This window comes from Nocardioides sp. JCM 18998, from assembly GCF_055391535.1.
In genome coordinates this window covers 1,909,584-1,923,916 of the sequence record NZ_AP043886.1, presented here as the reverse complement: position 1 = coordinate 1,923,916, position 14,333 = coordinate 1,909,584, and the positions used below count along the sequence as shown (strand labels likewise).

Annotated in this window: 11 protein-coding genes; 5 read left to right on the top strand and 6 right to left on the bottom strand. The window is 70.8% G+C overall.

Annotated elements, in window-relative coordinates; translation table 11 throughout:
- Positions 1–105: 105 nt before the first annotated feature.
- Both ACZ5L9_RS09000 and ACZ5L9_RS08995 read right to left on the bottom strand, forming a co-directional pair.
- Positions 106–1,620: an aldehyde dehydrogenase family protein gene (locus ACZ5L9_RS09000; RefSeq protein ID WP_464536327.1), complete on the bottom strand. Its 1,515-nt coding sequence runs from the start codon at positions 1,618–1,620 to the stop codon at positions 106–108.
- 201 nt (positions 1,621–1,821) lie between these two features.
- Entirely contained in the window at positions 1,822–3,321 is a 1,500-nt protein-coding gene (locus tag ACZ5L9_RS08995; protein ID WP_464536324.1) for a GntR family transcriptional regulator, read from the bottom strand.
- A 96-nt stretch (positions 3,322–3,417) separates the two neighbouring features.
- Between ACZ5L9_RS08995 and ACZ5L9_RS08990 the strand changes: the two genes are divergently transcribed.
- From ACZ5L9_RS08990 to ACZ5L9_RS08980, 3 genes are all read left to right on the top strand, one after another.
- On the top strand, positions 3,418–5,070 hold the full coding sequence (locus ACZ5L9_RS08990; RefSeq protein ID WP_464536322.1) for an APC family permease: 1,653 nt from the start codon (positions 3,418–3,420) through the stop codon (positions 5,068–5,070).
- Positions 5,071–5,276: 206 nt separating this feature from the next.
- Positions 5,277–6,560 carry an aspartate aminotransferase type Ic gene (locus ACZ5L9_RS08985; RefSeq protein WP_464536319.1) on the top strand — a complete coding sequence of 428 codons (1,284 nt, stop codon included), beginning with the start codon at positions 5,277–5,279 and terminating at the stop codon, positions 6,558–6,560.
- Positions 6,553–7,563 (top strand): adenosine deaminase, encoded by a 1,011-nt coding sequence (locus ACZ5L9_RS08980; RefSeq protein WP_464536316.1) that lies wholly within the window; start codon positions 6,553–6,555, stop codon positions 7,561–7,563. Before ACZ5L9_RS08985 ends, ACZ5L9_RS08980 begins: the two co-directional genes overlap by 8 nt.
- A 156-nt stretch (positions 7,564–7,719) precedes the next feature.
- Here ACZ5L9_RS08980 and ACZ5L9_RS08975 read toward each other — a convergent pair whose 3' ends face one another.
- The 4 genes from ACZ5L9_RS08975 to ACZ5L9_RS08960 form a co-directional block, all read right to left on the bottom strand.
- A complete protein-coding gene (locus tag ACZ5L9_RS08975; RefSeq protein ID WP_464536314.1) occupies positions 7,720–8,676 on the bottom strand; it encodes an endonuclease domain-containing protein in 957 nt (318 codons plus the stop codon).
- A gap of 151 nt (positions 8,677–8,827) precedes the next feature.
- A complete protein-coding gene (rlmC, locus tag ACZ5L9_RS08970) occupies positions 8,828–9,955 on the bottom strand; it encodes a 23S rRNA (uracil(747)-C(5))-methyltransferase RlmC (protein ID WP_464536312.1) in 1,128 nt (375 codons plus the stop codon).
- A 44-nt stretch (positions 9,956–9,999) separates the two neighbouring features.
- Positions 10,000–11,166, bottom strand: coding sequence for a nucleotide sugar dehydrogenase (locus tag ACZ5L9_RS08965; RefSeq protein WP_464536310.1), 1,167 nt, complete (start codon positions 11,164–11,166; stop codon positions 10,000–10,002).
- Between the two features lie 79 nt (positions 11,167–11,245).
- Positions 11,246–12,016 (bottom strand): hypothetical protein, encoded by a 771-nt coding sequence (locus tag ACZ5L9_RS08960; protein WP_464536308.1) that lies wholly within the window; start codon positions 12,014–12,016, stop codon positions 11,246–11,248.
- A gap of 105 nt (positions 12,017–12,121) precedes the next feature.
- Here ACZ5L9_RS08960 and cysD point away from each other — a divergent pair, with 105 nt between their 5' ends.
- Positions 12,122–13,036, top strand: a complete 915-nt coding sequence (gene cysD, locus ACZ5L9_RS08955) for a sulfate adenylyltransferase subunit CysD (RefSeq protein ID WP_464536306.1) — start codon at positions 12,122–12,124, stop codon at positions 13,034–13,036.
- Positions 13,036–14,319, top strand: coding sequence for a sulfate adenylyltransferase subunit 1 (locus tag ACZ5L9_RS08950; protein ID WP_464536304.1), 1,284 nt, complete (start codon positions 13,036–13,038; stop codon positions 14,317–14,319). Before cysD ends, ACZ5L9_RS08950 begins: the two co-directional genes overlap by 1 nt.
- Positions 14,320–14,333 lie beyond the last annotated feature (14 nt).

Genomic DNA, 14,333 nt, shown 5'->3' with positions numbered 1-14,333 from the left:
AGCTCACCGTGGGTCCAAGCATAGGGGAAGCCGTGTGAAAGATCCTAAATGGGTCCGAATATGGGGCTGACCTGCGGCGATGCCCATCCGGCCACCGGCACGGACCTAGGCGAGCCCGAGCCGGCCGTTCGTGCGCCGGGGAACGCTCCAGGGGTTCGTCGCGCCGACGCATTCCCGTACACCGGAGGGAAGGGCGTGGTCCGGCACCGACTGGAAGGCCACCGGCCGGACGAACCGATCGAGCGCCGCCGCCCCGACCGACGTGGCGGCCGGGTTCGACGTCGCCGGCCAGGGACCGCCGTGCTGCTGCGCCCAGGTCCAGGCGACGCCGGTCGGCCAGTCTCCGACCGTGACCCTCCCGGTCTGCGCCGCGAGCAGGCTCACGGCGGCCTCGGCATCCGGGTCGGTCTCGCCACCCGTCATGACGGAGCCGACGAGGCTTCCCTGCAGTCGGCGGACGCAGGCGGCGAGCTCGTCCTGGTCCGCGTACTCGACGACCACCCCGACGGGGCCGAAGCACTCCTCGAGGATCCGGCTCCCGGCCGCGAGCGCCGTGGCCGGGGCCGAGAGCACCACCGCGTCGGCGGACCAGCCGACGCCCGGGCCGGCGACGCGGCTCACCACCGTGGCACCGGCGGCCGTCAGCTCCTCCTCACCCCGCGCCACCGCGGCGGCGATCCCCGCGGTCAGCATCGTCGGCACGGGTGCGGCCTCGACGAGGGCCTGCCCGACCAGCCGTGCCGCGTCGTGGCCGGCCGGCACCAGCAGGAGGCCCGGCTTGGTGCAGAACTGGCCGTTGCCGAGGGTGAGGGACTGCACGAACGAGGCGGCGAGCCGGCCCATGTGCTCGGCGGCGGCCCGCGTGACGATGACGGGATTCACCGTCCCCATCTCGGCGTAGACCGGGATCACCTCGTCGCGGGCGTTCGCGATCCGCCAGAGCATCATCCCGGCGGCCTCCGAGCCGGTGAAGCCGACCGCCCTGATGCCCGGCGCCTTCACCAGCTCGACGCCGGCCTCCAGACCGAAGACCATGCCCAGGGCACCCTCGGGCGCCCCGGCGGCCGCGAGCGCGCCCGTGGCGATCTCCGCGATGCGCACACACGTGGCCAGGTGCGCGGGGTGGGCCTTGATCACCACCGGGCAGCCGGCGGCGAGTGCCGAGGCCGTGTCGTTGCCGAGGGCACCGAAGGCGAACGGGAAGTTGCTCGCGCCGAAGACCGCGACCGGCCCGAGCGGCCGGTTGACCCGGACCAGGCGGGGCGAGGTCGGCGTCTCGTGGTCGATCGTGACGCCGAGGTAGCTGCCCTCGGCGGCGACCGAACCGTAGAACCGGAGCTGTTGCGCCATCCGCGCGACCTCGCCCCGCAGTCGCTCGACTCCCAGCGCGGTCTCCGCGTCGGCGAGCCGGACGAGCTCGGGGCTGTCCGCCTCCAGCGCATCGGCCAGCGCGTCCAGCCACCGGGCCCGCTGGACCGGTGGGACCGACGCGATCGCATCGGCGGCCGCGCGAGCAGCGGCCACGGCCGCTGCCACCTCGTCAGGGGTGCTGTCGGGCACCGTCGCGACGACCTCGCCGTCGCGCGGGCTGTGGCTCGCAGCACTTCGTCCCGTGCTCACGGGGCCGCTCATCGGAGGACCCCCGCAGCAGGCGCGGGCCGTCGACCCACCGCCCTCGGGAGCCGTTGCTGTGTCCGCTGACTCATCGTCGTTCGTCCTCCCATCGCCTCTGCGTGCATCCGCGGAGGCATCGATTCACAGGCTAGATCTCGGTTCGGGGAGCCCGCGACACGCGCGGCGCTGCACGGTGGCCACCGCCGCTCAGCCCACACGGAGTCGCCACCCGGTCAGCTCGGCGACGCGGCTGGGCACCGTGACCGCGCCCGGCGAGGGGCGTGGGCAGGTGCTCGGGGCGACCTCGGCCGCGTTGGACGCGATCACACGGTCCCGGTCGTTGACCAGGACGATGGGGGCCGGGTACGACGCCAGCACCGGGAGGAGTCGGGCCTCGACATGAGCGGCCGGCACATCCGCCGCGACCACGCCCATGAAGGACCCGGCGATGTGCAACGGCACCGACAGCGTGAAGGTGTACTCGTTGGTGCAGGCGTCGTCGACGTAGGGGCCGGCGACGTGGAACCGGCCGGAGGCGCGGGGCGCCTCGAACCACTCCTCGGCCTCGTAGTCGAAGTAGGCCGGGCTCGCGGGATCGAGGTTCACGGTCAGGGGCTGCGGCGCCGAGGCGCCGTCCTTGAACCACCACTCCAGCCACGCCGGAGCGTCGGCGGGAACGGCGGGCAACGGGATGATCCCCAGCCCGATGGCGAGATCGGAGAACTCCTCGAGCAGCTCGAGCAGGCGCGGCCGGAGCGGCAGGACACCGGCGAGCGTCACCTCCTCGGGATGCTCGAACGCCGCGGCGCACTCCCGGGCGACGGCCTCGAGCGCCCGCACGATCCGCTCGAGGTCGTCCGCCAGTGCGGCGTCGATCGCGGCTGCGAGGCCCCCGTGCGAATCCTCGTGCGAATCCCCGTGCGGGCCCCCGTCCCGTGGCGCGGCATGCGAGCGCCCGACTCGGGCGTACAGGCCGATGCGTCGTCGCACGAGGGCGACGGTTTCTGCCTGGATCTGCTCCTCGGCGAGGCCTCGGGCGCCCGCCGCATCGCCGGCCGCGATCGCGTCGATGAGCCTCTCCCGGCTCTCCAGCGCTCGCGTGTGCTCGCTCTCGCCGAGCACCGACCACACCACGTCGCCCAGCTCGGCCCTGAGCCTCGCCTCCTCGGCGGTGAACCGCCGGGCCTGCGAGGCGGCCGCGATCTCCAGGGCGAGCTCGGCGTCGGCCTGGCGGCGCTGCTGCGTCGTCGCGGCCGCCGCCAGGGCGCCCAGCCTCCGGCGGAGCGCACCGATCTCCTGATCGTTCGCCCGCCGGGCGGCGAGCGCCGCCGCTCCCCCGGCGATGGCGGCGCGTACGTCGCCCAGCTCGACGATGCGGTAGATGCTGGTCCGCGCGAGCCGGGTGCGCGGTGGCTGCGCACTCGCCGGATCCGCGATGAAGCTCCCGCCCGAGCGCCCGCGCCGGGTGGTGAGCAGGCCCTCGCTGCGCAGAACCGAGAGCGCATCGCGCAGGGTGAGCGTGGCGACGCCGAGCTGCTCGGACAGGATCGCCTCGGACGGCAGCCGCTGCCCCGGCACCAGCAGCCCGAGCTCGATCGCGCGGACCAGCTGGTCGGTGAGCTGCTCCACGATCGTGGCGTGATCGGCCTGGAGGGCCTGGATCGCACGCAGGGTGGCGGTCGTCAGACCGGTGCTTGCGGCAGCCATCCGAGCGTCACCTCATCTCCGGGTCCCGAGGGCATTGACATTAATACCTTTACGGACAAAGGTTTTGTCAACTCATCGGCCCCCACGGAGGTCCCCATGCCTGATTCACCGCATCACCGCGCGGTCGGTCACCACGACGCCGACGCCGCGCACCTCGAGAGTCTCGGCTACAAGCAGGAGCTCCATCGTGTGCTCGGCTTCTTCGACAACTTCAGCGTCGCGTTCTCGTACCTCTCCCCGATGGTGGGCGTCTACTCGCTCTTCGTGCTGGGAGTCGGGACCGCCGGTCCGGCGTACGTGTGGCTGATGATCCCCGTGGTCGCGTTCATGCTCCTGGTCGCCCTGGTGTTCGGCGAGCTGGGCAGCCACTACCCGATCGCCGGGGCGCTCTACCAGTACAGCAAGTGGACCGTCGGTCCCCGCTACGGCTGGTGGGTCGGCTGGATCTACGGCATGGCGCTGCTGGTCACGGTCGCGAGCGTGGACACCGGCGTGGTCTCCTACCTCGCCGGCCTGCTCAACGACGTGTTCAACACCCACATCGACGGCACCAAGCACTCCACGATCCTGATCGTCACCCTGGTGCTGATCGCCATCCAGACCGCGATGAACACCGTCGGCGCGAAGCTGATGGGGCACATCGCCCGGATGGGCGTGTACGTCGAGACCATCGGCACCTTCGGCGTCGCCATCGCCCTGGCGATCTCGGGCTTCCACCACGGCTTCGGGTTCCTGTTCACCACCCAGGGTGCGGCCGACTCGAACCCGCTCGGCGTGGACTTCAACGGCCACTGGCTGACCGGCGCCGCGCTGATCGCCATCCTGGCGCACGCCTACATCTTCTACGGCTTCGAGTCCGCCGGTGACATCGCCGAGGAGACCAAGGACGCCACCCGCACCGTGCCCAAGGCGATGCGCTCGGCGCTCGTGTACGGCGCGATCGCCTCCGCGGTCCTCATCATCGGGCTGCTGCTCGCGATGCCCAGCTCCGCCGACGGCTACGCCAACGCGGCCTCCTTCAGCGGCGGCGTGCCGGCGATCCTCGCCCAGCTGCCCTCCTGGGTCCAGGACGTCTTCCTGCTGGTCGTCTGCATCGCCTTCTTCTCCTGCGGTACGGCGGTGCAGGGTGCCGGGTCGCGCCTGATGTACTCCTACGCCCGCGACGGGGCGCTTCCGTTCAGCAAGGGCCTGAGCACCATCTCGCCGCGGTTCCACACCCCGGTGAACGCGCTGCTCGTGGCGGGCGTCGTCCCGGTCCTGTTCACCCTGCTCGTGAACGTCAACCCGTCCCACGACCTGCACATCCTGTGGTTCGTGATGCCGGCCGGCGTCAACGCACTCACCCTGCTGGTCTCCTTCGGCGTGAGCGGCATCTACCTGTCGTTCCTGCTCACCGTGATCGGCTCGATGATCGGCCGATCACGTGGCTGGAAGCCGGCCGGCGCCTTCACCCTCGGCCGCTGGGGCTGGCCCGTCAGCATCCTCGCCGCGGCCTACCTCGCCCTGATGCTGGTCAACATCGTCATCCCGACCGGCCTGGACAGCCCCCGCGGAGCACTCTTCAACTTCGACTGGATCACGCTGGTCGTCGTCGTCGTGCTGCTCGGCATCGGCGCGATCTTCTTCGCCACCTCGAAGGTCGGGCGCGGTGAGCCGACCGGCGCACCGGGCACGCCCGCAGCGTCCGGTGCCGGCGACGCCCCGGGCGAGCTCGACGCCGGGTCGCGAGGCCCGGCGGGGCGTCTCTGAGGCCACCCGCCGTCGCCGACGGCACGCACCGCTTCGCCTAGCACCCACCGGCCGCAGGCCGGGGACGTCATCGGACGACCCCGACCTGCGGCCGGCTCCACGACCAGGGCCGGTCTCCTCCTGCCGGAGCATCGGCCTCGATCACCGCGAACCGGTGCGCGGGGCGAATGGAAAAGAAGTCGAACCGGCATGGAAGGATTGCCCCCGTGACCGAGCAGCTCCGCCCCCTCGCCAGCCTCTCCCCCGACGAGCTCGCCGCCTTCCGGGCCGATCAGCAGACGGCGTACGACGCCCTGGTCGCCGCGGGTCTCAAGCTCGACCTGACGCGCGGCAAGCCGTCCAGCGAGCAGCTCGATCTCTCCGACGGCCTGCTGGCCCTGCCGACCACCGCGTACGCGCCGGACGGCACCGACACCCGCAACTACGGCGGCCTGCTCGGCCTGACCGAGCTGCGTGCGATCTTCGCCGAGCTGCTCGGCCTCGAGCTCCACCAGATCTCCGCCCAGGGCGCCTCCAGCCTGACCCTGATGAAGGACGTCCTCTCGTACCTGTGGCTCCGGGGCGGCGTCGACTCGGAGCGTCCGTGGGGTGCGGAGGAGAAGGTCACCTTCATCTGCCCGGTCCCCGGCTATGACCGCCACTTCGCACTGCTCGAGTGGTTCGGCATCGACACCGTCACCGTGCCGATGCACGACGACGGCCCGGACGTGGACGCGATCGCCGCGCTGGTGGCGAACGACGCGTCGATCAAGGGCCTGTGGCTCGTCCCCACCTACGCGAACCCGACCGGCCAGGTCACCTCCCTGGAGGTCGCCGAGCGACTCTCCTCGATGCCGACCGCCGCGCCCGACTTCAAGATCTTCTGGGACAACGCCTACGCGCTGCACCACCTCACCCCCGAGGAGACCAAGAGCGCTGACATCGTCTCGCTCGCCGCGGTCGCGGGTCACCCGCACCGTCCGGTCGTCTTCGCCTCGACCTCCAAGATCACCTACGCCGGCGCCGGCGTCGCCTTCGTCGGCGGCTCTGCAGAGACGGTCGCCTGGTTCACCCAGAACCTCGGTTTCGGCTCGATCGGCCCGGACAAGGTCAACCAGCTGCGCCACCTGGAGTTCTTCAAGGACGCCGCCGGCGTGCGCGCCCACATGGACAAGCACCGCGCGATCCTGGCGCCGAAGTTCGCCGAGGTCGTCCGGATCCTCGAGGCGCGCCTCGCGGGCCTCGAGATCGCGACCTGGAACGACCCGGCCGGCGGCTACTTCATCAACCTCGACGTGCTGCCGGGCACGGCCGCTCGGGTGGTCGAGCTGGCCAAGGCGGCCGGCGTCGCGCTGACGCCGGCGGGCTCGTCGTTCCCCGGTCGGTTCGACCCGAACGACACCAACATCCGCCTCGCCCCGTCCTTCCCCGCCCTGCCGGAGCTGACGGCCGCGATGGAGGCCGTCGCCACCTGCGTGCTGCTCGCTGCCGCCGAGAAGCTTGGTGCGTGATCTAGCAGCGCTGCCGAAGGCGCATCTGCACCTCCACTTCACGGGGTCGATGCGCCATGCGACGCTGCTCGAGCTCGCCCAGCGCGACGGCATCCGGCTACCGGAGCAGCTGGTCACGCAGTGGCCGCCGCAGCTCTCGGTGGCCGACGAGAAGGGCTGGTTCCGCTTCCAGCGGCTCTACGACGTGGCGCGCTCCGTGCTGCGTACGCCCGCCGACGTCCACCGGCTGGTGCGCGAGGCCGCGGAGGACGACGTACGCGACGGCGGGCGGTGGCTCGAGATCCAGGTCGACCCGTCGGGCTACGGCGCACGGTTCGGCGGGATCACGGCCTTCACCGACCTCGTGCTGGACGCCGTCGCCGCGGCGTCGCGCGAGACCGGCCTGGGCATGGCCGTGGTGATCGCGGCCAACCGCACCCGGCACCCGCTGGACGCGCGGACGCTCGCCCGGCTGGCGGCGCAGTACGCGGGTCGCGGCGTGGTCGGCTTCGGGCTCTCCAACGACGAGCGGCGCGGCTCGACGGCGGACTTCGGGCCGGCGTTCGCGATCGCCGAGCGGGCCGGACTCATGCTCGCCCCGCACGGCGGCGAGCTGCGCGGGACCGACCACATCGCCACGGTGCTCGACCACCTGCACCCGGGCCGGCTCGGGCACGGGGTGCGCTCGGCCGAGTCCCGGCCGGTCCTGGACCGGATCGCCGAGTCCGGCATCGCGCTCGAGGTCTGCCCGATCTCCAACGTCGCGCTGGGCGTCTACTCCTCGCTCGCCGAGGTGCCGCTCCCGACGCTGCTCGAGGGCGGGGCCCAGATCGCCCTCGGCGCCGACGACCCCCTCCTCTTCGGGTCGCAGCTCCTGGGCCAGTACGCCGCGATGCGCGCCGCCCACGACCTCACCGACGCGACCCTCGCCGAGCTGGCGCGGATGTCCGTACGGGCCTCGTGCGCGCCGGACTCGGTGAAGGCGCAGATCCTCGCCGACATCGACGCGTGGCTGACCGACTGATCGGGTGACCTGCTGCCGGCTCGGCGACGGGCCGGCCATGGTCGCGGCAGCACCGAGCGTCGCCACGACTTCCGTCGCCCGGCATCGGAAATCGCTGCCATACCCACCGGCCGGGTGTCATTTCCACTGCCGGGCGCCGGTTGTGACTGCGGGCCGTTAGCCGGCCGGGTCGAGGTAGTCACCGCGCACCGGGAAGTGCTGCCGCCATCCATCGGCGAGCCGTCGCGGCACCCCGGGCTGGCGGCGCTTCAGGAGGACCCGGTGGACCTTCGCGAGCGTCTCGTCGGGTCGGCTGAAGACCCCCTTGGCGGTCACGACGAGCAGACGCCAGTCGTCGTCCTCGATCTCCTCCCTGCGCGCGATGTCGGACTCCCACTGCTCGATGCGCTCGGCGTGGTGGCGACCGTCGTACTCGACCACCAGCCGGGCCGCTCGCCAGCAGAGGTCGTAGCGCCGACGCCCGCCCGGCAGGTCCATGACGGGATTGGTCTCCGGCTCGGGCAACCCGGCCAGCACGATGAGCATCCGCAGTCTCGTCTCCATCGGCGAGTCGACGCGCTCCCGTACGAATGCCGCGGCGGCTCGGGCCTGCGCGGCGCCCGGGCACGTCGACTCAGCGCAGTGCCTGCGGAGCTCGTCGAGGGTGGCGTACCCCTTGGCGACGATGTGGTCGCCGACGACGACCAGATCCACGAGCGAGAGCTGCACCGCAAGCTCGAGGAACACCTGCTTCGCCGCCGAGATCCGTGTGCTCGCACCTGCCACGAGGGGCCCCTCCTTCGCGGCGTAGTGCGAGGTGACGTCGCTGCGGGCTCTGCGCTCACGGCGGGACAGAACCGTGACGTGCTCACCGGGCAGCGCCGGGATCGGCAGCTCCCAGACCCGCGCCGCCGTCGCATGGCTGGCCCACGCGGTCGGCGCGAACGGCACCAGCACCGCCTGTGCGGTCAGGAGCGCCGAGGCGGGCATGCCCGCCTCGACGTAGACGCCGTGGATGATCTGCCGGTAAGCGCTCGTGCGTAACTGCTTGCCGAGACCGGCCGCGAGTCCCGCGGAGCGCTTGAAGGGCCGGCGGGTATCGAGCGGCAGGCTGTGCTGCGCCGGTCGGGTCATGCACCCCAGCATGCGCGGATCCGACGCATCGCGTCGCCGGCTATCCACAGGCGCACGAACCACTGCCGGTCGGCGAGAATCGCAGCCGTCCTCGCGGATCGGTTGTCATTTCCGCTGCCTGGCAACGCATGTGGCGCCAGGCGGCCGCGGCTCAGCGGGCGAGGTGGACCAGGACCTCGTGGTGGCCGGTGTGCGGGAACATGTCGAGCAGGCGTGCCGAGACCGGGCGCAGCGACGGCATCGCCGCGAGGTCGCGGGCCAGGGAGTCGGCGTTGCAGGACGAGTACACGACGTTCGGCACGCCGCTGGTCTCGAGCCAGCCGGCGAGCGCCGGGCCGATGCCACGGCGGGGCGGGTTCACGATGACCAGGTCCGGGCGGTCGGCGGGCGTCTGGGAGCCGATCCAGGCGGTCGCGTCGGCGGCGAGCCAGCGGGTGCTGGCGGCAACGCCGCGCTCGGCGGCCGAGATCCGCGCCGACTCGATCGCCTGCGCGCTGACCTCCACGCCCAGCACCGAGCGACCAGGGGCGGCGACATGCAGCCCGAAGCCGCCGACGCCGCAGTAGAGGTCCCACACCGACGACGGTGCGACCTCGTCGACCAGCGCGCCGGCGGAGCGGTAGAGGGCAGCGGCGACGGCGGTGTTGGTCTGGAAGAACGACTGCGGGCGCAGGTGGAGCCGGATCTCGTTGACCCGCATCTCGAGCGTCTCGCCGTGCAGCAGGATCTCCTCGGGTCCCTCGAGGATCGCCTTGTGCTCGGGCTGCAGGTTGACCGACACGACGGCGATCGGCAGCGCCGCGAGCAGCGCCGGCAGGCGAGACCTGATCCGGGCGAGCGCCTCGGTGGAGCGCAGCACGAACCGCACCATCAGCTCGCCGTCGGGCGACTCGGTGACGATGAGGTGCTTGAGCTCACCGGTGCGGTCGGGCACGGAGTACGGCACCAGGCGGGCCGTGGTCACGAACGCGGCCAGCGCCGGCAGCGCGGCGGCCAGGCCCGGGGCGTGCAGCCCGCAGCCCTGCAGGTCCACGCCTCGGCCGTCGGTGCCGAGGATCCCGAGCGTCGGCACGTCGACGTCTCCCCCGACCACCATCTTGGCCTTGTTCCGGAAGCCCGACTCGCCCGACGCCACCGGCGAGGCCCAGGTCAGCCCGGGGGCGACCTCCGCGAGCGCCGCGGCGACCCTCGTCTGCTTGGTCGCCAGCTGTGCGGCGTACGGCGTCTCCAGGAAGGTGCACGAGCGGCAGATCCCGGCGGTGAAGTACGAGCAGTCCATGACCCGCCCAGTGTCGCAGCCGGCGGGCAGAGCCTCCAACCGAATCAGTCGTTGCCGAAGATGTCGCGGGTGTAGACCTTGGCGGCGACGTCCGCCAGGTCCGGGGTGTGGCGGTTCGCGATGATCACGTCGGCCTTGGCCTTGAACCTCTCCAGGTCGCGGAAGACCTTGGAGCCGAAGAACCTCGCCTCCTCCAGCTCGGGCTCGAAGACGATGACCTTCACGCCCGTGGCCTTGATCCGCTTCATCACGCCCTGCACCGCCGACTCGCGGAAGTTGTCCGAGCCGGACTTCATCACGAGCCGGTGGATGCCGACCACCTGCGGCCGGCGGCGCAGGACGTCGACGGCGATGAAGTCCTTGCGGGTCGTGTTCGCCGCGACGATCGCGCTGATGAGGTTCTGCGGGACGTCCTGGTAGTTGGCCTGGAGCTGGAGGGTGTCCTTGGGCAGGCAGTACCCGCCGTACCCGAAGGACGGGTTGTTGTAGTGCGTGCCGATCCGGGGATCGAGGCCGATGCCGTCGATGATCTGACGGGTGTCGAGCGCGTGGGTCGCGGCGAAGGTGTCCAGCTCGTTGAAGAACGCGACCCGCATCGCCAGGTAGGTGTTGGCGAACAGCTTGATCGCCTCGGCCTCGGTGGGCTCGGTCAGGAGCACCGGTACGCCCTCGGTGACGGCGGCCTCGACCAGCAGCCCCGCGAACTTCTCCGCACGGGCGCTCCGCTCCCCCACCACCACGCGGGAGGGATGCAGGTTGTCGTCGAGCGCCTTGCCCTCGCGGAGGAACTCGGGGCTGAAGATGACGTTGTCGGTGCCGAGCCGCTGGGAGACGTCCAGCGTGTAGCCGACCGGGACGGTCGACTTGATCACCATGGTCGCACCGGGGTTGATCGCCATGACGTCGCCGATCACGGACTCGACCGAGGAGGTGTCGAAGTAGTTCGTGACCGGGTCGTAGTTGGTCGGCGTCGCGATCACGACGAACTCGGCATCGGCGTAGGCCGCCTGCCTGTCGCCGGTGAAGGTCAGGTCCAGCTCGCGCTCCGCCAGGAACCTGCTGATCTCGGTGTCCTCGATCGGGCTTCGGCCCTCGTTGAGCATCGCGACCCGGTCGGCGTCGATGTCGAAGCAGCTGATCGTGTGGTGCTGGGCGAGCAGCACGGCGAGCGACAACCCGACGTATCCGCTCCCGACGACGGCGATCTTCATGCTTCGACGGTGACGACCGACGACGTGCGGTCGACGGCGTCGCCGCAGACGTCACGTGAACGGTTCGCCAACTCGGCGCCTACACCTCGAAGTCGGCCACCGCATCCAGGACGCCCTGCAGCGCGGCGCGCTGGGCCGCGTCCAGGTGGTCACGGTGGTAGCCCGCCTCGGCGAGCAGCGTGACGGTCTTGTGCGCCTGCCCGACCGAGACCCCCGCCGCCGCTGCCAGCTCGCGCAGCGGCGCCACCTCCAGCGCAGGATCGGCGACCAGCGCAGCGATCACGCGCCGGTTGGCGGGGGTCAGCAGACGACCGGAGCGTACGGGCGCGTCCGGACGTCGAGCGTCCGGACGTCGAGCGTCCGGACGTCGAGCTTGTCGAGACGCCCCGGTCTCGACAGGCTCGACCTCCGTGGCCTCGACCTCCGTGGCCTCGACCTCCGAGGCCTCGACCTTCGCGAGCCCGGTCTCGACAGGCTCGACCTCCGGGGGCCCGGGCCGCTTGCGGCCGGACACCTCGATGAGCACCGTCCCGAAGCGCAGCGAGGCGTTCCCGACCGAGTCGAGGTAGGCGATCCCGATCTCGCGCAGCTGTCCGCCCATCCTCGGCGAGATCCACGGCGCCACGATCAGCACCGGCATCGCCGATGCGCCGGCGGCCTCGAGCACGGCGGCCAGCCGCACGGCCGGCAGCGCATGCACGGCGAAGCGCTGGCGGGCCCCTCCCCAGCGCAGCGCGAGGGTCGCATCGGCGCGGACGAGCGGCGAGCGCTCGTACCGGATCGTGCACTCGACGCCCCAGCCACTCAGCGTCTCCTGGACCGACTCGACCAGCTCCGTCTCCAGACCCACGTGTTCACGATAGCCTCATGTTCACGAGATATGAACGTAAGAAGACCATGAAAATGGGCCACCTGAGATGTCGCACGGTCGAGACGCGCGGTTAGAGTGCCCGGCATGACGTCCACCCATACCGACTACCGGCTGAGTCAGCTCGACCAGTTGGAGGCGGAGTCGATCCACATCTTCCGTGAGGTCGCCGCCGAGTTCGAGAAGCCGGTCCTGATGTTCAGCGGGGGCAAGGACTCGATCGTCATGCTCCGCCTCGCGGAGAAGGCGTTCTATCCCGCCAAGATCCCGTTCTCGATCCTCCAGGTCGACACCGGCCTCGACTTCCCCGAGGTCATGGAGACCCGCGATCGCTGGGTCGAGCGACTCGGCATCAACCTCGTGGTCGCCTCCATCGACGACGCGATCAAGAACGGCATCATCCCCGACGCCGCGAAGATCAGCCGCAACCGCCTGCAGATCCCGACGCTGCTCAACGCGATCGAGGAGAACGGCTTCACCGCCGCCTTCGGTGGCGGGCGTCGCGACGAGGAGAAGGCCCGCGCCAAGGAGCGCGTCTACTCCCACCGTGACGAGTTCGGCCAGTGGGACCCGAAGAACCAGCGCCCCGAGCTCTGGAGCCTCTACAACGGTCGCCTCCACGAGGGCGAGCACATGCGGATCTTCCCGATCTCCAACTGGACCGAGCTGGACGTCTGGGACTACATCGGCCGCGAGGGCATCGAGATCCCCAGCATCTACTTCGCGCACCAGCGCCGCGTCTTCGAGCGCGACGGCATGCTGATGACCGAGACCCCGCTCAACCCGTGCCGCGAGGGCGAGGTCGCCGAGGAGCGCACCGTCCGCTTCCGCACCTGCGGTGACATCACGCTGACCGGTTGCGTGGAGAGCAAGGCGAGCACGATCGAGGAGATCATCGAGGAGGTCGCCGTCGCCCGGGTCACCGAGCGCGGCGCCACCCGTGGTGACGACAAGTTCTCCGAGGCCGCCATGGAAGACCGCAAGAAGGAGGGCTACTTCTGATGGGCGCCCCCACCTACGAGAAGAAGGCAGAACGCCAGATGGATCTGCTGCGCTTCGCGACGGCCGGCTCGGTCGACGACGGCAAGTCGACCCTGATCGGTCGACTGCTCTTCGACTCGAAGTCGATCTTCGCCGACCAGCTCGAGGCGGTCGAGCGGACCTCGGAGCAGAAGGGTCACAGCTACGTCGACCTCTCCCTGCTGACCGACGGCCTGCGCTCGGAGCGCGAGCAGGGCATCACGATCGACGTGGCCTACCGCTACTTCGCGACCCCGAACCGCAAGTTCATCATCGCGGACACCCCGGGCCACGTGCAGTACACCCGCAACATGGTCACCGGCGCCTCCACCGCCGACCTGGGCCTGGTGCTCGTCGACGCCCGGCACGGCCTCACCGAGCAGTCGCGCCGGCACGCCGTCCTGCTCTCCCTGCTCCGGGTCCCCCACCTGGTCCTGTGCATCAACAAGATGGACCTCGTGGACTGGTCGCAGGAGGTCTACGACAAGATCCAGGCCGAGTTCACCCAGTTCGCGACGAAGCTCAACGTGCCCGACCTCGAGGTCATCCCGATCTCGGCGCTGGCCGGCGACAACGTCGTGGACCGCTCGACCAACATGCCGTGGTACTCCGGCCCCACGCTCATGCACCACCTGGAGCACGTCCACGTCGCCTCCGACCGCGACCTGGTCGACGCGCGCTTCCCGGTGCAGTACGTCATCCGGCCGCAGTCGGACGCCTACCACGACTACCGCGGCTACGCGGGCCAGATCGCCGGTGGCGTCTTCAAGAAGGGCGACGAGGTCATCGTCCTGCCCTCGGGCATGACGTCGCGGATCGCGGGCATCGACCTGTTCGACGAGGAGGTCGACGAGGCCTTCCCGCCGATGTCGGTCACCATCCGGCTCGAGGACGACGTGGACGTCTCGCGCGGCGACATGATCGCCCGCGTGAAGAACGCGCCGACCCCGACCCAGGACATCGACGCGATGGTCTGCTGGATGACCAACGCCCCCCTCCAGCCGCGGCAGAAGCTGGCGATCAAGCACACCACCCGGATGGGTCGCGCGCTGGTCAAGGACATCCAGTACCGCCTGGACGTCAACACGCTGCACCGCGACAACGACACCAAGGAGCTCGGTCTCAACGAGATCGGTCGCGTCCAGCTGCGCACCACGCTGCCGCTGCTCGCCGACCCGTACTCGAAGAACCGGACCACCGGCTCGTTCATCCTGATCGACGAGGCCACCGGCGTCACCGTCGGCGCGGGCATGATCAACGGCTGATCCCCGCTCACCGC

Coding starts and splice junctions, on each gene's coding strand:
- cysD (WP_464536306.1), top strand. CDS start 12,122: ATGACGTCCACCCATACCGACTACCGGCTGAGTCAGCTCGACCAGTTG.
- ACZ5L9_RS08965 (WP_464536310.1), bottom strand. CDS start 11,166: ATGAAGATCGCCGTCGTCGGGAGCGGATACGTCGGGTTGTCGCTCGCC.
- ACZ5L9_RS08990 (WP_464536322.1), top strand. CDS start 3,418: ATGCCTGATTCACCGCATCACCGCGCGGTCGGTCACCACGACGCCGAC.
- ACZ5L9_RS08975 (WP_464536314.1), bottom strand. CDS start 8,676: ATGACCCGACCGGCGCAGCACAGCCTGCCGCTCGATACCCGCCGGCCC.
- rlmC (WP_464536312.1), bottom strand. CDS start 9,955: ATGGACTGCTCGTACTTCACCGCCGGGATCTGCCGCTCGTGCACCTTC.
- ACZ5L9_RS08995 (WP_464536324.1), bottom strand. CDS start 3,321: ATGGCTGCCGCAAGCACCGGTCTGACGACCGCCACCCTGCGTGCGATC.
- ACZ5L9_RS08950 (WP_464536304.1), top strand. CDS start 13,036: ATGGGCGCCCCCACCTACGAGAAGAAGGCAGAACGCCAGATGGATCTG.